At 55.3% G+C, this 18261-nt stretch carries 19 protein-coding genes and 1 pseudogene; 12 read left to right on the top strand and 8 right to left on the bottom strand.

Annotated features, from left to right (window positions below; genetic code table 11):
* The first annotated feature begins 76 nt into the window (after nucleotides 1-76).
* Both C1J03_RS23555 and C1J03_RS23560 read left to right on the top strand, forming a co-directional pair.
* The gene (locus tag C1J03_RS23555) at nucleotides 77-376 is read left to right on the top strand and encodes a hypothetical protein (RefSeq protein WP_114889194.1); all 300 of its coding nucleotides are present in this window, start codon (nucleotides 77-79) and stop codon (nucleotides 374-376) included.
* 10 nt (nucleotides 377-386) lie between these two features.
* Nucleotides 387-842 carry a phage holin family protein gene (locus C1J03_RS23560; protein ID WP_114889195.1) on the top strand — a complete coding sequence of 152 codons (456 nt, stop codon included), beginning with the start codon at nucleotides 387-389 and terminating at the stop codon, nucleotides 840-842.
* A 91-nt stretch (nucleotides 843-933) separates the two neighbouring features.
* On the opposite strand, the pseudogene C1J03_RS23565 reads toward C1J03_RS23560, so the two are convergent.
* Nucleotides 934-1736: pseudogene (locus C1J03_RS23565) on the bottom strand (AI-2E family transporter).
* Here C1J03_RS23565 and C1J03_RS25515 point away from each other — a divergent pair.
* Entirely contained in the window at nucleotides 1723-1971 is a 249-nt protein-coding gene (locus C1J03_RS25515; RefSeq protein ID WP_162798656.1) for a hypothetical protein, read from the top strand. The pseudogene C1J03_RS23565 and the gene C1J03_RS25515 overlap by 14 nt on opposite strands.
* Here the strand turns inward: C1J03_RS25515 and C1J03_RS26145 are convergent.
* A complete protein-coding gene (locus C1J03_RS26145) occupies nucleotides 1854-2321 on the bottom strand; it encodes a hypothetical protein (RefSeq protein ID WP_114889198.1) in 468 nt (155 codons plus the stop codon). The genes C1J03_RS25515 and C1J03_RS26145 overlap by 118 nt on opposite strands.
* Nucleotides 2322-2482: 161 nt before the next feature.
* Between C1J03_RS26145 and C1J03_RS23580 the strand changes: the two genes are divergently transcribed.
* From C1J03_RS23580 to C1J03_RS23590, 3 genes are all read left to right on the top strand, one after another.
* A complete protein-coding gene (locus C1J03_RS23580; protein WP_114889199.1) occupies nucleotides 2483-3247 on the top strand; it encodes an endonuclease/exonuclease/phosphatase family protein in 765 nt (254 codons plus the stop codon).
* A 138-nt stretch (nucleotides 3248-3385) separates the two neighbouring features.
* Nucleotides 3386-4798 (top strand): cardiolipin synthase, encoded by a 1413-nt coding sequence (gene cls / locus C1J03_RS23585; protein WP_114889200.1) that lies wholly within the window; start codon nucleotides 3386-3388, stop codon nucleotides 4796-4798.
* Nucleotides 4799-4967: 169 nt separating this feature from the next.
* On the top strand, nucleotides 4968-5201 hold the full coding sequence (locus C1J03_RS23590) for a hypothetical protein (protein WP_114889201.1): 234 nt from the start codon (nucleotides 4968-4970) through the stop codon (nucleotides 5199-5201).
* Between the two features lie 55 nt (nucleotides 5202-5256).
* Here the strand turns inward: C1J03_RS23590 and C1J03_RS23595 are convergent, their stop codons facing one another.
* Genes C1J03_RS23595 through C1J03_RS23620 form a run of 6 tightly spaced genes read right to left on the bottom strand, consistent with a single transcriptional unit; the run spans nucleotide 5257 to nucleotide 12381 of the window.
* Nucleotides 5257-6624, bottom strand: a complete 1368-nt coding sequence (locus C1J03_RS23595) for an FAD-dependent oxidoreductase (RefSeq protein WP_114889300.1) — start codon at nucleotides 6622-6624, stop codon at nucleotides 5257-5259.
* Nucleotides 6611-7471, bottom strand: a complete 861-nt coding sequence (locus C1J03_RS23600; RefSeq protein WP_114889202.1) for an isocitrate lyase/PEP mutase family protein — start codon at nucleotides 7469-7471, stop codon at nucleotides 6611-6613. Before C1J03_RS23600 ends, C1J03_RS23595 begins: the two co-directional genes overlap by 14 nt.
* Nucleotides 7468-8070 carry a cysteine hydrolase family protein gene (locus tag C1J03_RS23605; protein WP_114889203.1) on the bottom strand — a complete coding sequence of 201 codons (603 nt, stop codon included), beginning with the start codon at nucleotides 8068-8070 and terminating at the stop codon, nucleotides 7468-7470. The genes C1J03_RS23600 and C1J03_RS23605 overlap by 4 nt, the downstream gene beginning before the upstream one ends.
* The gene (locus tag C1J03_RS23610; protein WP_174234518.1) at nucleotides 8067-10124 is read right to left on the bottom strand and encodes a hydantoinase/oxoprolinase family protein; all 2058 of its coding nucleotides are present in this window, start codon (nucleotides 10122-10124) and stop codon (nucleotides 8067-8069) included. Before C1J03_RS23610 ends, C1J03_RS23605 begins: the two co-directional genes overlap by 4 nt.
* Nucleotides 10121-11818, bottom strand: a complete 1698-nt coding sequence (locus C1J03_RS23615; RefSeq protein ID WP_114889205.1) for a hydantoinase B/oxoprolinase family protein — start codon at nucleotides 11816-11818, stop codon at nucleotides 10121-10123. The genes C1J03_RS23610 and C1J03_RS23615 overlap by 4 nt, the downstream gene beginning before the upstream one ends.
* Complete coding sequence (locus C1J03_RS23620) at nucleotides 11815-12381, bottom strand: DUF4440 domain-containing protein (RefSeq protein WP_114889206.1); 567 nt, start codon at nucleotides 12379-12381, stop codon at nucleotides 11815-11817. The genes C1J03_RS23615 and C1J03_RS23620 overlap by 4 nt, the downstream gene beginning before the upstream one ends.
* A 142-nt stretch (nucleotides 12382-12523) precedes the next feature.
* Here C1J03_RS23620 and C1J03_RS23625 point away from each other — a divergent pair, with 142 nt between their 5' ends.
* From C1J03_RS23625 to C1J03_RS23650, 6 genes are read left to right on the top strand one after another with little or no spacing between them, the layout of a single operon-like run.
* Nucleotides 12524-13339: a GntR family transcriptional regulator gene (locus C1J03_RS23625; protein ID WP_114889207.1), complete on the top strand. Its 816-nt coding sequence runs from the start codon at nucleotides 12524-12526 to the stop codon at nucleotides 13337-13339.
* Complete coding sequence (leuC, locus tag C1J03_RS23630) at nucleotides 13336-14730, top strand: 3-isopropylmalate dehydratase large subunit (RefSeq protein WP_114889208.1); 1395 nt, start codon at nucleotides 13336-13338, stop codon at nucleotides 14728-14730. The genes C1J03_RS23625 and leuC overlap by 4 nt, the downstream gene beginning before the upstream one ends.
* Nucleotides 14727-15314 (top strand): 3-isopropylmalate dehydratase small subunit, encoded by a 588-nt coding sequence (gene leuD, locus C1J03_RS23635; protein WP_114889209.1) that lies wholly within the window; start codon nucleotides 14727-14729, stop codon nucleotides 15312-15314. The genes leuC and leuD overlap by 4 nt, the downstream gene beginning before the upstream one ends.
* A 49-nt stretch (nucleotides 15315-15363) precedes the next feature.
* The gene (gene dctP / locus C1J03_RS23640) at nucleotides 15364-16362 is read left to right on the top strand and encodes a TRAP transporter substrate-binding protein DctP (RefSeq protein WP_114889301.1); all 999 of its coding nucleotides are present in this window, start codon (nucleotides 15364-15366) and stop codon (nucleotides 16360-16362) included.
* A gap of 55 nt (nucleotides 16363-16417) precedes the next feature.
* On the top strand, nucleotides 16418-16924 hold the full coding sequence (locus C1J03_RS23645; protein WP_114889210.1) for a TRAP transporter small permease: 507 nt from the start codon (nucleotides 16418-16420) through the stop codon (nucleotides 16922-16924).
* Nucleotides 16924-18234, top strand: coding sequence for a TRAP transporter large permease (locus C1J03_RS23650; RefSeq protein WP_114889211.1), 1311 nt, complete (start codon nucleotides 16924-16926; stop codon nucleotides 18232-18234). Before C1J03_RS23645 ends, C1J03_RS23650 begins: the two co-directional genes overlap by 1 nt.
* Nucleotides 18235-18261: the final 27 nt, after the last annotated feature.

Raw genomic sequence — 18261 nt, forward strand, 5'->3', positions numbered from 1 at the left:
AATTTGATCGCCATGACTGGACGGTTCTGATGAAAAGTGCAGATAGATTTGAAGTTCATCGTAGGAGGTCTTCATCATGGCAACCAAAACGGAGTTGGGAGCTGAGCTAGAACTGCTTCGCGCGCAAAACGAGGCTCTACGCTCGGAGGTCAGGGAGTCTCCAGAAAAGAATATGGCTGATGGGTCTCGGAACGAAACAGATGCAATGGACAGTTTAAAGCAGCTTTTGGACGAGCACGGCATCGATGGCGAGAACTTAGATGCCTTACGTACACAGTTGACGGATGAATTTACAAAACTGCAAAAGGAGTATCCAATAGCAATCCTCCTGAGCAGTTTCGCTTTTGGATTTGTTGCTGGCCGGACGTTTAAGTAGGATAATATGAATGAATAGAATTAGCAGAAACCTAATCACAATCTACCGCACAGAACGGTTGATAACACGGCGTCGTATCGCTGTTGTTCAACAACAAACGGCCTTGATGGCGCTCGCAGGATTGGCGACACTGGCCGGGCTAATATTGCTAAATGCCGCGCTCTATTTTGTTCTTACAACACGGGTTTCCCCTGCTGTTGCGGCTGGAGTGCTTGCTTTGGTCAATCTTGCTCTCGCGGGCTTGCTTGCCTCTGTAGCCAGACGCATGAGCGTGGAAGACGCGATCGCGCCAGCCGTCGAAGTACGAGATATGGCGATTACCGATCTCGAAGCAGAGCTCGAAGGCATGACGCTAGAAGCACGCCAGACAGTTAATGCAATTAAAGGGCTGGGGTCTAATCCGCTTGGGTCTATAGCAACGCTTTTGGTCCCGCTCTTGACTGCCGCACTTAAGAAGAAGGACTGACACGGGAAAGCTGCTCGGCCGTAAAGGTATGCATTTATCCACTTTGGGAGAGTCCAAGCCGGTGAGCGCCTAGCCTAGATTTTACGCTGGGTCACAACTCAGATTTGTGCTGTCTGGCTTCTTTCCGCTCGAGCAGCTCTTGTTTCAGCAACGCAAGTTCCTCTTCTGTTTCGGAATGGGCCTGTTTCGGAAGAGCGGCAGTGCAGCCACCTTTGTGGCTTGACGGCTGTGAGGCAAAAAGTGTTGCATCATCCCCAGTGTCTTCGACTTCGATATTCTGTTCCTTTGGTAAGATCCCATCGCTTGAGAGTAATCTCGCAAAGATTTGCAACCCTGGGGTTTCGGAGCAAACTATCATTATGACCACTGTAAGTGGCACGGCAATGAATGCTCCAATTCCGCCCCACATTAGGCTCCAGAATGTGAGCGCCACCATAACTACAAAAGTACTCAGGTTAAGGGATTTACCCTGCAGCCTTGGCTGCACGACGTTTCCAATTATGGCGTCACCGCCCCCATACACCCCGACAACCATCAAAGCCGGTATGATAGTTTCGAACTGAAGAAGAGCCACAATCGTAGGGAAAACGACGGCGAGGAATGATCCGATGCTCGGAATGAAATTGAGCAAAAAACCAAAAGAGCCAACGGAAATGCGAAGTCGACTCCTAAAGCTGTCATAACTACAAAGGCCAGTGTGCCGCTCATTGCGCTGGTGGCTGTGTTGATCCAAACGTACTGTCTGACACCGGCTGAAATCGACCTCAGGATTTCTTCGACCTCCCCGGCACTATCTGGCGTCGCACAAAGTCTTGGAAGTTTCTTTGTGAATGCGCTTCGTTCTCCCAGCATAAACGCAACGTAAAGAAGGATCAGTCCAATGTTCCCAACCACGCCAGCAGTGGACGCCGCAAATCCTGTCAGCCAGTTTCCGATGTCCAAAGACCGAATTGATTTTTCGATTGCGGTGACCCATCCGGCTCCAATGAATGATTCAAACTGCGTTTCCAGTTACGCCAAGCGCTCAGCATATCTGGGTCCGGCCTCCGCCACCACTGTCGCTTGGTTTGATAAGGCGTATCCGAAAGCCGAAAGCAAAATGAACAAACCTGTCGTTTCCCCAATGTAGGCTATCCAGCGAGGAACATCTCGGCCGAAAACTGTTGCAGAGTTCAAACGATCTATTAGCGCGATGTTTAGAACAAACAGCAATGAGGCCAACGCGAGCGGGATTAGGAAACCACGCCCAAACCAAAGTAATCCGACTACGATAGGGAGCGAGACGATGGTTAAAAACCATCTAGGAACAACCGGTATGCCTGATATTTTTTTGTCTGTAGTTTTATCCTGCGTCATCCGATATGCTTCATCCTCTTCTGAATTATGAGCCGTATTGTTTGACCAGTATTTGCGCCAGAAAGAATTATACAAGTCATGCCTCAGGGGGCCAACGAAAAAGGCAAGCTCGCTGTCGTCCACCCCCCTAAAAAAGAGTGTCCTTCCTGTCGGGTGCCGGAAAGACTTTGTTGATACCCACCTGTTTTGCCGCACCTCGTCTAAAATCAGAGCTTTCCCTGTGGGTGCCGAATTGGCTTGCCAGCGAAAACTCGACAAGAACTTGTCGCTGCCTTAGCCTGAATATGAAGGGGCCCCAGGCGTCTACGAAAACCCTCAAAACGGAGTTGGTCGGAACCTTGGACGGCACGGATCGACTGAGATTGGCAAGCTACAATATCCGAAAGTCCGTAGGGCTCGACTATCGTCGTGACCCGGGTCGAATTCTTGACATCATCAATCGGTTGGACGCTGACGTCGTTGCGCTTCAGGAAGTAGACAAGCGTCTAGGAGAACGACCTGCTTCCATCGACAGGGCTTTTCTAGAAGCCAACTCGGATTTCCAAATTGCAGAACTTGCCCAAAATACGGTGAGCCTTGGTTGGCACGGCAATGCTGTTCTCGTGCGCAAGGGTTTGACCATTCATGAAGTTGATCAATTGGAATTGCCCGGACTGGAACCCAGAGGAGCTGTTCGCGTTGATATTGGCGACGCGAACAAACGGGTATCTGTTATCGGGGTGCACCTCGGACTTTTGCGGCCGTATCGCCGAGCTCAGCTTGCGAAAATCAGGGCGCACCTTGAGCGGAATGAAATTTCTGATGCGGTTATTATGGGCGATTTCAACGAATGGTCGGCAACTGTGGGGCTCGAACCTCTTGAAGACAAATTTGATATCGTGAGCCCAGGAAAATCCTTTCACAGCGCCCGCCCGTTGGCTGGGCTTGATCGTTTTGCGTTGAGCCACCGGCTGGAGCTTCTGGATGCAGGCGTTGATCAAAGCGACCGTACGAAGATTGCATCGGACCATCTGCCTATCTGGAGCGACATACGGTTAGATTGGAGCTAACCCGAGATTGCGCCGACGTAATCAGCCACATGCAAGCGGTTTAAAATCTCAAAGCGACCGAGTGTGGATTTTGATTTGTGCGGCAGTCCGCATAGAAATAAACTTTTAAAAACAGCCAATGCATAGCAGGATATCGACATGAATTTTCAAGCTGGCCTTGTCCTATTTCTCCTTCTGGAAGTAGCTGCGGTTTACTGTGTTGTTCTCGCGGTGCGCCATGCCCGCACCCCACAGGGATCGGTCGCTTGGGTCGTGTTCCTGACGGCAACACCTTTTCTGGCCTTGCCCGTTTTTCTTTTCCTTGGAAATTTTAAATTTAGTGGCTACCTGACGGCGCGGCGGGACAGCGATGAAGTCATAACTGGACTGAAGGATTTCAAGAAACGATATCCACCGAACCTCACAGAAAACACACAGAGTTATGATGCTTTGGAAAAGATCGGTGATATGCCGGTTGTTTCGGGAAATGATCTGGAGTTGCTGATTGATGGTGAAAAAACATTTGATGCGATTTTCGGCGCGATAGCCGCGGCGCAAAAATACGTATTGGTGCAGTCTTACATCATCAACGATGACAAGATCGGTGGTCGTTTGCGCGATACGCTGATCGAACGTGCGCAAAACGGCGTCAAGGTGCGCCTGATCTACGATGCTGTGGGATGTGCAAAGCTGCCCAAGAGTTATCTGGCAGCACTGTCTCAAGGTGGCGTTGAGGTTATGAACGCACATGCGAAAGGTGGGCCAAAAAGCAGATTTCAGATCAATTTCCGGAACCATCGGAAGACGGTAGTGGTAGATGGTAGTGTCGGATTCACCGGCGGCCTCAACATGGGCGACGAATACATGGGCGAGAACCCAAAATTTGGGCTTTGGCGGGATACCCATGCTCGCCTTACCGGCCCCATCGTTTTGCAACTCCAATTGATCTTTGCTGAAGACTGGCATTGGGCAACGCATGAGAACCTGACCAATGAATTGGACTGGGAAGTCACGAACAGCGAAGCAGACAAGGACGGCGTAATTCTGGCAACTGGACCGGGGGATAGTTTCGACACCGGTAGCCTCTATTTCTGCGACTTGATCAACTCAGCAACGGAGCGTCTGTGGATTGCCTCGCCATACTTCGTGCCAGAAAACGATATCCTAACGTCTCTAAAACTCGCGGCTATGCGTGGTGTTGACGTAAAGGTGCTCACACCGGAAGTCGTCGATCATAAAATACCATGGCTTGCCGCACTAGCTTATTTTGATGAAATTATGGAAGCTGGCGTCGAAGTTTGGCGTTACGACGAAGGCTTCATGCATCAGAAGGTCGTTCTGGTCGATGACAGAGTTTCTTCTGTTGGGACCACAAATCTCGACAACCGTTCTTGTCGATTGAACTTTGAAGAAACGGCGATCGTCTTTGACAAGGAGACAGCGGCTGAAACTGCAGCGATGTTCGAGGATGATTTCACCAGATCGTTCCGTTTGACTCAGACGCTCAAAGATCGAAACTTCCGTCAACGGAATGGTGCGCCTTTTGCTCGGTTGTTCAGCCCTCTGCTGTGAGGCTAACCGCCCACGGTTACCAAGTTTATAGCATTCAAATACTTCGATTTTCTTCAGCAAGCTGACGGTTGGCTTCAGCATCGAATATGAAAATTGATGCCATCAGGTATTTGACTTTAATATACTTTCTGGACAACATCGCATGTTGGAAAAAAGAAAGGACTAACCAATGATCGACGTGACTGAGATTATGAAAGAGCTTAAGCAACGCCGTGATGAGCTCAAACTGCAGCTCCATCTTGCTTCGAAAGATGCAGAAGACGAATGGGAAGAGCTTCAGGCCGAGTGGGACAAATTTCTGTCCCGGTCAGAGTTTGACAAGTCTGCGGATGAAGTGGGAGAAGCTGCCCGCGAGTTGGGGCTGAAAATGAAAGCTGCATACGACAAAATGAAAACCGCCTAGCTGTGTCCAAAGTTATGAGTCATTCCGTCGTGCGCCGAAGTTTGCGACAGAACCCCTAGCCGCCGCTTGTGATCCATCCCAGAACGCTCGCGGCAAGCAATCCGTTGCCCGACAAATAGCCGCTGTCAGATGTCCCGGAAACGCCAACAGCAGCACCGCCCGTTGCGTACAGGTTTTCAAATGTACCAGACGCTATCTTTCGGACGCGTGCACTGGAAGGATCGATATCAAGCCCCCCTTGGGTGTGAAACAGCGCCCCTGTCACTTTGACCGCACAAAATGGTGGCTTGAGGTGCTGTCCCGTCCATTTCCGACTAAACGCATCCTCACCCTTCGAAGGAATGTCAGTGACCGCTGAAGTAAGGCTGCCCTCGGGAAATCCGCATTTCTGCTCTAGCGCGCCAATCGTCTCGGCCCAGATCAAGGCCCCTTGGCTTTCGGCTTTTTTGAAATCGGCAAACTGGCGCGCAATGTCTGCAATGCGCATGTCAAATACAGACCAAGCGTATCCGTCTGGCTGGCCCAGAACCGCACGCGCGGCCTCGGAATAGCCTTGCGCCTCGTTCCAGAACCGGTTGCCATGACGGTTGACCTGGAATCCACCTTCGGAAATCACCGCCCACGTTATGAGAATACCGTGTGGATGGGCGACATTACCGTGCCCCTGATAGGCACCCAAATGCCGCGTCGCTGCCCCTAGCTTTTGCCCCCACGAGATAGCATCACCATTGTTGCCGTCGTGTCCGAACCACAGGCCGCTGTCGATTTCCGGCATATAGCTGGTGACCATTTCGCGGTTTCCACCAAAGCCGTTGCAGGCCAGAATGACACGGTTTGCACCAATCGTCTCGGTGGCACCGTCCGGGCGCAAAACCTGCACACCGTGAATGTGCGCTTCCTTGGCATAGAGCGTCACGGCGCGCCGTTCGCAGATCAGCGGTATGCCCAGATGCTCGATCCTACCGCGCAGCGCGTCAATCAGCTCTGCCCCGGATCTGGTCGGCAGCCCGTGCATGCGGCGACGTGAATGGCCGGGATAATCAAAATCCTCGACAACAGAAAAAGAAAGCCCGTGCGTTTCAACCAGCCAGTCAATGACAGAGGCTGCGTTTTGGGCCAGCACGTCAACCAGCGCTTGCTCGTTCTCATCATGGGCCTTGTGCTGGATATCCGCCGCAAACATTACCGGATTATCCTGGATCCCTGCGGCGAGTTGCAGTTTTGTACCCGCAGCGGGGATTAAACCTGCACTCAAAGCGGTCGAGCCGGAGGGCAGCGGGTCTGCTTCGATCAATAAAACATCATGGCCTGCTTCGTGCGCGCGCAATGCCGCAATCATCCCTGCCGCACCAGCGCCTATGATCAGCGTACCCACATCCACATCGTACTCGGCCAGCGGTGCGGCGATATCAGGACGTGCCATCATACAACTTTCCCAAGGCTAGCATTTCGCCTGTGCCAATGGCCTGGTTCAACCCGTCAAAGTCATACATTCTGTCCGAAAACGGTATGTTCGATCCGGCCTCTTTCAAGCTGCGATAGTAGTCATGCGCCGTGCGGGCCAAGGCCCGCACAATGCCGCCTGGAAAGATGACAATATCAAAACCCATTTCTTGCAGGGCTTCGGCGGAAGAAATGGGGGTGGCACCCCCTTCCACCATATTGGCAAGCAAGGGGACCTGGCCCTGAAACGTCTCAGTGATGCGGCCCAGCTCGTTTCGGTCGCGCGGCGCCTCGATGAACAGCACATCTGCGCCTGCCTCGATATAGGCACCTGCACGGTCAACGGCTGCGTCGAAGCCCTCAACTGCGATTGCATCGGTACGGGCGATGATTAGCGTGTCATGACGGCGGGCATCGGCCATCGCCGCAATTTTATCCGCCATCTCGGCGCGCGATACCAATGATTTGTCAGAAAGATGCCCGCACCGCTTGGGATAGCTCTGATCCTCGACTTGCAGCGCTGCAGCACCCGCGCGCTCGTAAGACAGCATGGTGCGGCGCGCGTTCAGCGCGTTGCCAAAGCCTGTATCGGCATCCATGATTACCGGCAGGTCAGTTCGGTCTGCAATCAATGCCATAGTGTCGGCCATTTCACTTGCGGTGCTCAGCCCGATGTCAGGGCGGCCCAGTCGGGTATAGGCAACAGCAGCCCCTGACAGGTACAGCGCCTCAAACCCCGCATCAGTGGCAAGCGTGGCCGTGAGACCATCGTAGACCCCCGGTGCGATCAGGATATCTGCAGCGCGCAGACGCGCGCGCAAGCTCATTGTGCCGCTCCGATCAGTGCTGTCGCCTCGGCGCACGTCATAACGCGTGTGACCGACCCCAGAGAGATCAGCGTTGCATCGTGGACCTCTGGTTTGAACGCAGCACAACCGTCCGACAGCATGACGGTGTGGATATCGCGCAGATGTGCATCGCGCAGTGTACTGGCCACGCCGCCGTTGGTTACAATGCCGCCCACGATGAGGGTCTCGATCTCCATCGCGCGCAGGATGTATTCCAACCGTGTCTGGTAGAAAGCGGAATAGGCAACTTTCTCGATTGTGAAATCCGCAGGCTTGAGCGTGTCCACAAGATCATGACCAAAACCACCGGGGGTAAAGTCATCTGTCGTTAGAAAAGGCCTCAGTTTCTTCAAATGCTCTGCAATCAAGGGCGCACCGCCACGGCCGGGCACAAGCGTGAATTGAGCAGAGATATAAGTACCGCCTGCTTTCACCAACGCATCACGCACGGGGGCAATACGCGCCGGCAGGGCGGCAATGGCGGGCGCAGATTGACCTGCGCGCCCGTACGCTCCTTCGGAGTGCAAAAAGTCGTTCTGCAAATCGATGGTCAATAACGCTGTGCGTTCGGCGTTCATGATGCGGTCCTTTCAATCACTGTATTGCCAAAGTCATCAACGCGGCCGGCGAGATCCGGCTCGATCAGGACAGTTGTGTCTGGTTGCTCCAGAATAGCTGGGCCTGAAATCACCGCACCAACAGGCAGTTCAAGCCGTGCGTAAATTTTCGTCTCGTGCCATTTGCCGCCAAAGTACACCTGCCGTGTGCCGCGCAGCGCTCCCTCTACCGTGCCACCGCGCGGGGCGAGTGTGGACAGGTCAAAGCGGGGCCGCTTGCCCGTGACGGCAGAGCGCAGGTTGATGACCCGCCGCACGCCGCCATTGAGCAAGCGCCCATAGGTCGCAACATATGCGGCATCAAATGCTTCGCCAATCGTGGTCTCATCGGGTGCAGTAACGATTCCGTCGCGCACCAAAACCGAGAGGGGGACACTGACGGTATGTGTCTGGCCAAGATAAGCCATATCAAGCGTGAAGGATGTCTCTCGTGCCTCAAAAGTCGTGCGTGACGCCTCCAGCGTGGCAAGGCCCTGATCCACATGGCGCTGCATATGATCTCCAAGTGATGCCGTGTCTATGTCGTCCAGCATTGTGTTGACGGTTTGCACAAAATCCTGTCGCATATCTGCAATCACACAGCCCATGGCAGAGGTCACACCGGGGTAGCGCGGCACAATTGCACGGGCCAGTCCGACCTCATCCAGCATGGCACCCGCATGAAGCGCGCCACCGCCCCCGAAGGGCATAAAGGCAAAGCGTTTGGGATCAAATCCGCGCTCGACCGAGACAAGGCGCAGCGCACCTGCCATGCGGCTGTTGGCGACACGCAGTATGGCCTCGGCAGCGGCGAGGGCATCCAGACCCAATGGCGCGCCGACATGCTCCAGAATAGCGGTTGCCGCGGCCTCGACTTCCAGCCGTTTTAGCTTTCCACCGATGGGGTTTTCTGGGTCAATTCGACCCAGTACCACATTGGCGTCCGTTACCGTGGGCCGCGTGTTGCCTTGGCCGTAGGCCACTGGGCCGGGCGTTGAACCCGCACTCTCTGGTCCGATGTTGAGTAACCCACCCTTATCAACCCACGCGATAGAGCCACCACCCGCACCAATGGTCGTAATCTCGATCATTGGCGACCGCACAACCATCCCGAAATCAATCGAAGTTTGTGGGCTGAGCATGCTTTGACCCTTGGCGATCAGCGAGACATCAAATGACGTGCCGCCCATATCGCCGGTGATCACATTGGGAAAGCCTGCAGCCTGCGCGATGTAACCTGCCGCAACGACACCCGCCGCAGGACCGGACAAGGCCGTACGCACGGGTACTTTAGTTGCGGTCTCTACATCCATGACGCCGCCGTTAGACTGCACAATCATGAACTCCCCCTCAAATCCGTCACCTTTGAGGGCAGTTTCAAGACGGGCCAGATATCCTGACACTTCGGGTTGGAGATATGCATTCAGCGCTGTGGTCGAGAACCGCTCGAATTCGCGAATTTCTGGCAGGATCTCGGAGGAGCACGACACATGCGCGTTTGGCCATATTCCACGGACAGCCGCGACTGCCAGTACTTCGTTTTCGGGGTTTGCATAGGCATTTGCAAAAAGCACCGCCACTGCCAGACAATCATCCGCAATCAGTTGCTTTGCCGCCGCGCGCACGGCACCCAGATCAACAGGCAAGCGCACAGTGCCATCGGCCAAGGTACGCTCGGGCACCTCCAACCGCTGCGCGCGGTCCACGATCGGGATGAAATCACCGCGCAGCCCCCATGTGCGCGGACGGTCGCGGCGGCGCATTTCCAGCACATCGCGCAGACCTTGCGTGGTGATCACACCGATTTTTGCACCTTTACGCTCCAACAGCGCGTTAGTACCAGCCGTTGTACCATGCACGATAACCGAAACATCGGCCAGATTATCCACCCGCGCACCGATCCCGCTGAGGAACCCCACCGACTGGTCAGGGCGCGATGTCGGCACTTTTGCCACTTCTGCCAAACCAGTGGCCTCATCCAATACGAAGATATCTGTAAATGTACCGCCGACATCGACGCCGATCATCTTGCTCATGGAACTTCCTCCTGCCATGCGGTGCCGTATGTCTCGGACGCCTTTTTTGCTGACACCAACCCTGCGGCCACATCACGTGCCACCGCTGCGGGTGCACGCTTTGACGCAGGGCCATAGCCACCGCCGCCGGGTGTCTCCAACCGGACGGATTGACCTTGTTCCAGCTTGATTCCAACCATCTTGGAGGCCATGTTCGGATGGTGCCACCCGTCTGCCTGCTCATAGCTAAACACGTTAAGCGCGGCGTCACCGCCCCCCGCGACGCCCGTCGGCGCATAGCGGCCACGCTCGCCAAACAGAAACGCCGTTGCGCCGTTGCCTTCCAGCACTTCGATCTCGTAGACCGCTCCCATTCCGCCGCGGTGCGTGCCAGCGCCCGCACTGTCAGGTCGCAAAGCCCATTGCTTGAACATCACAGGATAGGCGGATTCGAGGATTTCCATCGGCGGTATGGTCGCTGTCGAGATCGGTGCATTGCCGTGGTTCAACCCGTCACCGTCAATTGCACCGCCATGCCCGCCGCCGTAAAAGCTGAACATTACCCACGGCTTGCCGTTTTCGCGCGTTCCAGAAATCGACAGCGCGTTTATAGTTCCATAGGCATTTGCAACAACGCGTTCGGGAGCTGCACCAGCGGCAGCCGCGAAAATCACGTCAATCATGCGCAGAATCGTCTCGGTGTAGCCACCAACGGGCGCAGGGAAGGGCGCTGATAAAAGCGATCCTTCGGGAATTTTAACCGTGATAGGCCGCATCACGCCAGCATTGGCAGGCAGGGCAGGGAATATATGCTTGATCGCCACATAGGCCGTTGCAACGGCTGTCGGCAGCGCGATGTTCACCGGCCCTGCGCAGCGTGGCGCTGTTCCCTCAAAATCCAGAGTCATCGTATCGCCGGAAATCTCCAGCGCGACAGTGATGGGCAAAGGCACATCCGTAATGCCATCGTTGTCGAGGTAATCTGTGGCCGTCCAGCGTCCATCAGGCAAGGTTGTCAACTCGGCGCGCATCAGCGTCTCGGCGCTGTCTTGCAGCGCGTCGAGGCCGTCGCGAACAGTCCCCGCACCGTATTCGCCCAGCAGCTCGTCCATCCGGCGCACGCCCAGATCAAGCGCACCCAGTTGCCCGTTCAGATCACCCTGCGCCGACTGAGGCAGGCGTGTGTTGCGCATCAGAATGTCGACAATGTCGGTCTGGATCACGCCGCCCTTTGCCAGTCGAACTGGCGGCAGGACAAATGCCTCTTGGAATGCGTCTGTCGCCGCGGGATTATAGTTTCCGGGCACCGCACCACCCACATCATGCCAATGCCCGACTGAGGCCAGATAGCAGAACAGCTTGCCCTCGTGATAGTAGGGCCTAACAAGGCGCATGTCGCTCAGGTGTGTGCCGCCTATATGGGCATCGTTGAAGATATAGATGTCGCCGTCTTTGAGGTCGCAATTCTCGGCTGCCTTGTCGATCACGGCTTTCACGGCAAAACTCATGACGCCGACAAAAATGGGAAGGCCGGATTTGCCCTGCACCAACGTGTCGCCGGACACGGCGTGGTACAGGCCATGCGAGGCGTCATGCGCCTCTGCGATAATGGGGTTAAAAGCGGCGCGAAATAGGGTCGCGTCCATCTCATCGGCAATCTGCTCCATCCGGCCCGCCAAAACGGCCAGTGTTACGGGATCAATAGTGGCGCTCATGTCTTCACCTTATGCTCAGCTATGTCGTTCCAGACGTCCTGCCGCGTGAGCAGTCCCGCCGTTATCTCGAAGCGGTCAATAAATCTGATACCCTCAAAGGACGTGCCGTCCGGCCATTCGCCACTGAGGCTTCCGCGACAGTAAACGATTGCGTGTTCAGCCGGTGATTGCAGCGCATCAAATCCGTCATAGGTCTTTGTGACAAAGCGGTAGCGCGGTGCTGCCCACTGTATCAGCGCATCCAGACTGTGCATCTGCGGTGCGCCGGGAAATGTCATGGTAAAGTCGGGCCCGAGCATTTTCTGCGCAGCCTCTAGATCGCGGGCCTCCATCGCGCTGAGAAAAGTGCGGGCCACATTCACCGGATCGGGCAGGGCCGGGGCAGGTACGCGGTGCTCGCGTCCTCGCATATAAGACGTGTGAGGCATCTCGTGGATCATCACCGTCACGGCCTCGGGAGGCGCAGGGACAACCATTCTGATGGCATCTGTGAGCACGTGGCCCATCCGGCTTTTGTCGTTTTCGGTGTACCCTTCAAGCACACGAAGCTCGAGTATCGGCATGTTGGCTCCCTCAGTAGATGTTTTTCTATAATACAGATATGGATACAGAGATAGAACAAATATTTCAGAACCTATAAGACAGTTTTCTTGCATTTACACAAAATACCGTTACGGTTGACCCAACTTCAGAGGTAATTCAGCAATGTCTGCGAAACTTGGCGATGCATCAGTGAGCAGCCTTCCGGAGGGGGGCAAGTCGCGGCGCGTCTACTTGCAATTGCTCGATGGCATCACCCGTGGCACATACGCGAACGGTGCTATTTTACCTGGGGAGCAGAAGTTGGCGGCCCTTCTGGATGTGTCGCGTGTTACCTTGCGGCGTGCGCTTGATGCGTTGGAGGGGGAAGGGCTGATTGATCGCCGTGCCGGTGTCGGGACGCGGGTGCGCGCAACGGCAGAGCGCCCTTCTATGGCTGCGGACTTTACTACCCTAATGCCTCAAGTGGTCCAAATGGGGCACGAGACAACAGCGCGGCTGATATCGTTCAGCTACAGTTTGCCGCCCGCTGCAGTTGCGGACGCCATGAAGATATCGCGGACCACAAATGTTCAGGCGGCCGTGCGGTTGCGATTGATCGAGGGGCAGCCGTTTTCACACCTGACGACTTATGTTCCCGAAGATATAGCACAAAATTATTCGGAATCAGAGCTGGCTACGACACCCCTTTTCAGTTTGCTGGAGCGGTCGGGTGTTGAAGTCGAGACAGCTGATCAAAGCGTCAGTGCGACATTGGCATCACCAGAGGTAGCAGGTCATTTGGGTCTGAGCGTGGGTGCGCCATTGCTGATGCTTGACCGTGTGGTGCGCGATGCCAACGGCAGGGGGGTGGAGTATCTCGCGGCACTTTACCGGCCTGATATGTTCAAGTTGGAAATGACGCTCAGCCGTGTGGGCGCAGGGGATGCCCGCCATTGGGAGCCTGTTGTAAAACCGGGCCGTCCGGAGGCTGCTGAATGACGGTGCCGCGTACCTTGATGGATAAAGTGTGGGACAGCCATGAGGTGTTGTGCCGTGACGATGGCACCTCGCTTTTGTGGGTCGACAGGCATCTTGTGCACGAGGGGTCGCATCATGCGTTTGCCAAACTTGCCGCGCGCGCGATGACGGTGGCACAACCAGAGCTGACATTTGGCGTTGTGGATCACTATGCCCCGACGCGACTCGGAGAGATGGCCCCTGACATACGCGCGATGATTGCGACGCTGGATCAAAATGCGCGCGATGCTGGCATCCGTTTGTTCGACCTGCACGATCCTGCGCAGGGTATTGTTCATGTAATCGGGCCCGAGCAGGGGCTGACATTACCCGGCCTTCTGATCAATTGTGGTGACAGTCATACGTCCACGCATGGCGCATTTGGTGCGTTGGCCTTTGGTGTGGGGGCCACGGAAGTCGCCCATATTCTGGCGACCCAGACCATTTGGCAAAAGCGGCCGAAAACCATGCGGATAACGTTTGACGGCGCGCTGGGTGCGGGGGTCACTGCCAAGGACTTGGCGCTGCACTGGATCGGCGAGTTGGGGGCGGACGCCGCACAGGGATTTGCCGTTGAATATTTGGGCGAGGCTGTTGCGGCGCTCAGCATGGAAGGGCGAATGACCCTGTGCAATTTGAGCATCGAAGGGGGGGCCCGTATGGGCATGGTTGCCCCTGATGCGGTGACATTTGAATATTTGCAAGGACGCCCGTTTGCGCCGCAGAATGACGCATGGGCCGCTGCGGTGGCAGAGTGGCAGGACCTCTATTCGGACGCTGACAGTGCGTTTGACCGCGAAATCACGTTTAATGCAAACCGCATCGCGCCCACAGTAACATGGGGCACATCGCCCGAGGATGCCTTGCCGATCACTGGTGCTGTCCCGTTTCCCGACAACCAAGGGGCTAAGGCTGAAAGTACGCGCGCCTCACTTGATTATATGGGGCTTGAGGCGGGAATGCCGCTGTCGCGCATTGCGGTGGATCAGGTATTTATCGGTTCCTGCACAAACGGGCGTATCGAGGATTTGCGCATGGCGGCGCAGGTTTTGAAGGGCAGGCAGGCTGTCGTGCCGGGCCTTGTCTCACCGGGTTCAGTGCTTGTGAAGAAGCAGGCCGAAGAGGAGGGGCTGGCGCAGATTTTTGTCTCTGCGGGGCTGGAATGGGCAGGGTCGGGTTGTTCAATGTGTGTGGGGATGAACGGTGATCTGGTTGAGGCTGGAAAACGCTGTGCCTCTTCCACCAATCGCAATTTCAAAGGCCGTCAGGGCCGTGGTGCGCGCACCCACCTGATGAGCCCTGCAATGGTGGCTGCCGCAGCGGTCACAGGCCATTTGACAGATGTACGCCCCTTGTTGGAGGGCCGGATATGAGTGGTTGGGAAACACTGAGCGGAACTGCCGTTGCATTGCAGCAGTCCAATATCGACACGGACCAACTTATCCCCGCGCGGTTTATGTCCCAGCCCCGCAGTGCGGGCTATGGCGGCTTTTTGCTCCATGATGTGCGCGCTGCACAGGACGGGCATCCGTTAGGGCAACACAAGCCAAAGGTGCTGGTGACGGGGCGCAATTTCGGCAGTGGTAGCAGCCGCGAGGCCGCAGTGTATGCGCTGGTGGATTTTGGTATCAAGGCGGTTTTTGCACCCAGTTTTGGCGATATCTTTATGGGCAACGCTGTAAACAACGGCTTGTTGGCGGCGCAGATTGGTACGGACATTGCGTCAGTTCTGATCGCAGCTTTGGGAGAGGATGCAGGTGCTGCTCAGGTTGACCTTCGCACGGGGCGCGCCACGATCGCCGGTCAGGACGTGGCTTTTGATCTGGACCCTGTAAGCCGTCAAAAATTGATAAATGGCTGGGACGACATTGACATGACCCTGCATCACTCGGAACAAATCAAGGCGTTTCGCGCGGCCCGACTGGCTGCGCATTCATGGGCACTGCCCGCAACATAAATCACCACCAATGGCGCAAAATGCGTCGATCATCAGGGAGAAAGAACAAATGAAACATACAATACTCGGCGGCATCCTCGCCACAACTGCACTGGCGGGTACTGCCTATGCCCAAGAAACGCTGACTGCTGTTCATGCCTTTCCTGAATCGCTCATCTATACAAAGAGCTTTTTGGAGTTTGTGGATAAGGTGAACACCGCAGGTGAAGGTGTGATTCAGATCGAAGTGCGCGGCGGACCCGAAGCGATCGGCATGTTCCAGCAGCCCGATGCGGTGCGCAGTGGCGTGGTTGACATGGTATACACACCTGGCAGCTTTTACGCCGGTGCCTTGCCTGAAAAAGACGCGCTTGTGACCTCGAACAAAGTTGCATCCGAAGTCCGCGAGAACGGCGGAATTGAACTGATCGACCAGATCCACCAGGAAAAAATGGGTGTGAAATATCTTGGCTGGTTCGATTCAGGTGTGTGCTACAATCTTTGGACACGTGACGCCCCAACCCTCGACGATGGCGGCAACCTTGATGTGTCGGGGCTCAAGCTGCGCGGCAATGCCGTCTATAACGCCTTCTTCTCCGACTACCTTGGCGCGCAGGTGATCGATCTTCCAACCACGGAGGTCTATTCTGCACTCGAACGTGGTGTTGTAGATGCAACGGGTTGGACACAGATCGGCCTGATCGACCTCAAATGGAACGAGTTCCTGAACTACCGCATCGAGCCATGCTTTTTCTCGACCGATCTGGGCACAATTGTGAACCTCGAAAAGTGGAACAGCCTGTCCGAAGAAGCGCGTACAATCGTGCAGGACGTGGCGATTGCTCACGAAGCAGAGTCTGCTGAAAAACTGGGTGCTGCGCGAGACGAGGATTTCAAAGCCCTCGAAGAGGCGGGCATGACAGTGATCACGTTGGAAGGGGATGCTGCCGATGCGTATCTTGGGGCCGCCGTGTCTAACACATGGGACCGCATGAGAGGTCTGATGGAAGAAAGCCCGCAGGGTGCTGGCAACTATGACAAGCTGATCGAGCTTTTCTATACTAAGTAAGCCAATTGCGCGCCGGAGCATACCCTCCGGCGCGCTTCTTTTTCAGGGGGCCATAATGAACGTCATCGGCAGGCTATACCTAGGGACACTATACGCTATGGCCGGGATCGCGGGTGCCATGCTGATCTGGCTGATGATTTCGGTCATTACCTCGGTTGTGATGCGTAATTTAGGGCTGCAACCCTTTGCATGGCTTTTCACCTCAAGCGAATATGCAATCCTTTATATGACGATGCTGGGGGCGCCTTGGCTTGTGCGCGAAAAGGGTCATGTCCATATCGAATTGGTGACTGCGGCGCTGCCACCTGCGGCGCGCCGTGTTGTAAGCCGCAGTGTAGCTGCCGCATGTGTTGGTGTCTGCGCGTTGCTGGCCTGGAAAGGTGGCGAGTTGATGCTCACCAACATTGTGCGCAACGATCTGGATGTGCGCGCTTATTATTTCCCCAAATGGATACTAACGGCGGCCTTTCCCATTAGCTTTGGTCTTATGGCTGTTGAATTCAGCCGCTTTGTTGTTGGCTCCGATCTTATGCACTCAGGCGAAGCAGGAATTCACGAATAATGGAATGGTTTGAAGCGCTTGGTCTGTTGTTGGGGTCTATTCTTGTTCTGATGGCCATCGGGATGCCCGTGGCGCTGGCCTTTCTGGCGGCCAACATTCTGGGCGCATGGTTGTTCATGGGGGGCGCGAGGGGCGTGACCCTGATGCTCAACAACGGCTTTGGCAGTTTGACGAATTTTGCACTGGTGCCGATCCCGCTATTTTTGCTCATGGGGGAGGTATTCTTTCACACCGGTCTGGGTGCGCGGATGTTCAATGCTATCGACAAGCTGTTGGGCCGTTTGCCCGGCAGGCTCAGCTATGTAACGGTATTGGGCGGTACTGCATTTTCCACGTTGTCCGGATCATCGATGGGATCAACGGCCCTGTTGGGGTCATTAATGGTGCCTGAAATGACCACACGGGGTTACAAAAAGAAAATGTCCATTGGTCCGATCCTTGGCACCGGCGGATTGGCGATCATCATCCCGCCCTCTGCATTGGCGGTGCTGCTTGCAACGCTGGCACGGGTGGATGTCGGCGCGTTGTTGATCGCGGGTATCATTCCCGGTCTGATCCTCGCCTGTTTCTACATCGCCACAATCTTCATCCAGACCAAGATGGACCCCGACGCAGCACCTGCCTACGATGTTGAGACGCTGAGCCTTGGCTATAAAACGGGTCTGCTCATCAAGGACATCCTGCCAATGTTGTCGGTGATGGTTTTGATCGTCTTTGGCATGGTGGGAGGATTGATCACCCCGTCCGAGGCTGCCGCATTCGGCGCGCTTGGGGTGCTTATCCTTGCTGTCATATTCCGCTGTCTTACGTGGGAAGTGATGAAACGGTCGGTTGTGGGGGCGCTGCGGGTGACGCTGATGGCATATCTCATCGTGTTTGGCTCTGCCACGTTCAGCCAGCTGTTGGCGTTCTCGGGCGCAAGCTCGGGGCTGATCCGCTGGGCAACCTCCTTTGATCTGGCACCCATCGCGATGCTGCTTGCGATGTTTACGGTGCTCTTGCTGTTAGGCATGTTTATGGAGCAGATATCCATGATGCTGCTCACTGTGCCGATCTTCTTCCCGCTCGCACTCACGCTGGGATTTGATCCGATCTGGTTTGCGCTGATCATTCTGCTGGCGCTGGAGATTAGTTTCACCACGCCGCCCTTTGGACTTTTGCTGTTTGTTATGAAGGGGGTTGCCCCCAAGGACACCACGATGCGCGAGATTTACGGAGCCGCGATCCCGTATATCGGCTGCTCGATGTTACTTGTTTTACTGCTTATCTTATTTCCGCAATTGGCTTTGTGGCTGCCAGGTTTGGGATAGCGCGCAATGGTATATTTGTGATGGATA

Origin of the sequence: Sulfitobacter sp. SK012 (assembly GCF_003352085.1) — a bacterium.
In the GTDB taxonomy this organism is placed as follows: domain Bacteria; phylum Pseudomonadota; class Alphaproteobacteria; order Rhodobacterales; family Rhodobacteraceae; genus Sulfitobacter.

Excerpts from the sequence above, each read along its gene's own strand:
- dctP (WP_114889301.1), top strand. The coding sequence starts at position 15,364 with ATGAAACATACAATACTCGGCGGCATCCTCGCCACAACTGCACTGGCG.
- C1J03_RS23620 (WP_114889206.1), bottom strand. The coding sequence starts at position 12,381 with ATGCCGATACTCGAGCTTCGTGTGCTTGAAGGGTACACCGAAAACGAC.
- C1J03_RS23610 (WP_174234518.1), bottom strand. The coding sequence starts at position 10,124 with ATGAGCAAGATGATCGGCGTCGATGTCGGCGGTACATTTACAGATATC.
- C1J03_RS23625 (WP_114889207.1), top strand. The coding sequence starts at position 12,524 with ATGTCTGCGAAACTTGGCGATGCATCAGTGAGCAGCCTTCCGGAGGGG.
- leuC (WP_114889208.1), top strand. The coding sequence starts at position 13,336 with ATGACGGTGCCGCGTACCTTGATGGATAAAGTGTGGGACAGCCATGAG.
- C1J03_RS23605 (WP_114889203.1), bottom strand. The coding sequence starts at position 8,070 with ATGAACGCCGAACGCACAGCGTTATTGACCATCGATTTGCAGAACGAC.
- C1J03_RS23600 (WP_114889202.1), bottom strand. The coding sequence starts at position 7,471 with ATGAGCTTGCGCGCGCGTCTGCGCGCTGCAGATATCCTGATCGCACCG.
- cls (WP_114889200.1), top strand. The coding sequence starts at position 3,386 with ATGAATTTTCAAGCTGGCCTTGTCCTATTTCTCCTTCTGGAAGTAGCT.
- C1J03_RS23645 (WP_114889210.1), top strand. The coding sequence starts at position 16,418 with ATGAACGTCATCGGCAGGCTATACCTAGGGACACTATACGCTATGGCC.
- C1J03_RS23590 (WP_114889201.1), top strand. The coding sequence starts at position 4,968 with ATGATCGACGTGACTGAGATTATGAAAGAGCTTAAGCAACGCCGTGAT.
- C1J03_RS23595 (WP_114889300.1), bottom strand. The coding sequence starts at position 6,624 with ATGGCACGTCCTGATATCGCCGCACCGCTGGCCGAGTACGATGTGGAT.
- C1J03_RS23555 (WP_114889194.1), top strand. The coding sequence starts at position 77 with ATGGCAACCAAAACGGAGTTGGGAGCTGAGCTAGAACTGCTTCGCGCG.
- C1J03_RS25515 (WP_162798656.1), top strand. The coding sequence starts at position 1,723 with ATGTTCCCAACCACGCCAGCAGTGGACGCCGCAAATCCTGTCAGCCAG.
- leuD (WP_114889209.1), top strand. The coding sequence starts at position 14,727 with ATGAGTGGTTGGGAAACACTGAGCGGAACTGCCGTTGCATTGCAGCAG.
- C1J03_RS23560 (WP_114889195.1), top strand. The coding sequence starts at position 387 with ATGAATAGAATTAGCAGAAACCTAATCACAATCTACCGCACAGAACGG.
- C1J03_RS23580 (WP_114889199.1), top strand. The coding sequence starts at position 2,483 with ATGAAGGGGCCCCAGGCGTCTACGAAAACCCTCAAAACGGAGTTGGTC.
- C1J03_RS23650 (WP_114889211.1), top strand. The coding sequence starts at position 16,924 with ATGGAATGGTTTGAAGCGCTTGGTCTGTTGTTGGGGTCTATTCTTGTT.
- C1J03_RS23615 (WP_114889205.1), bottom strand. The coding sequence starts at position 11,818 with ATGAGCGCCACTATTGATCCCGTAACACTGGCCGTTTTGGCGGGCCGG.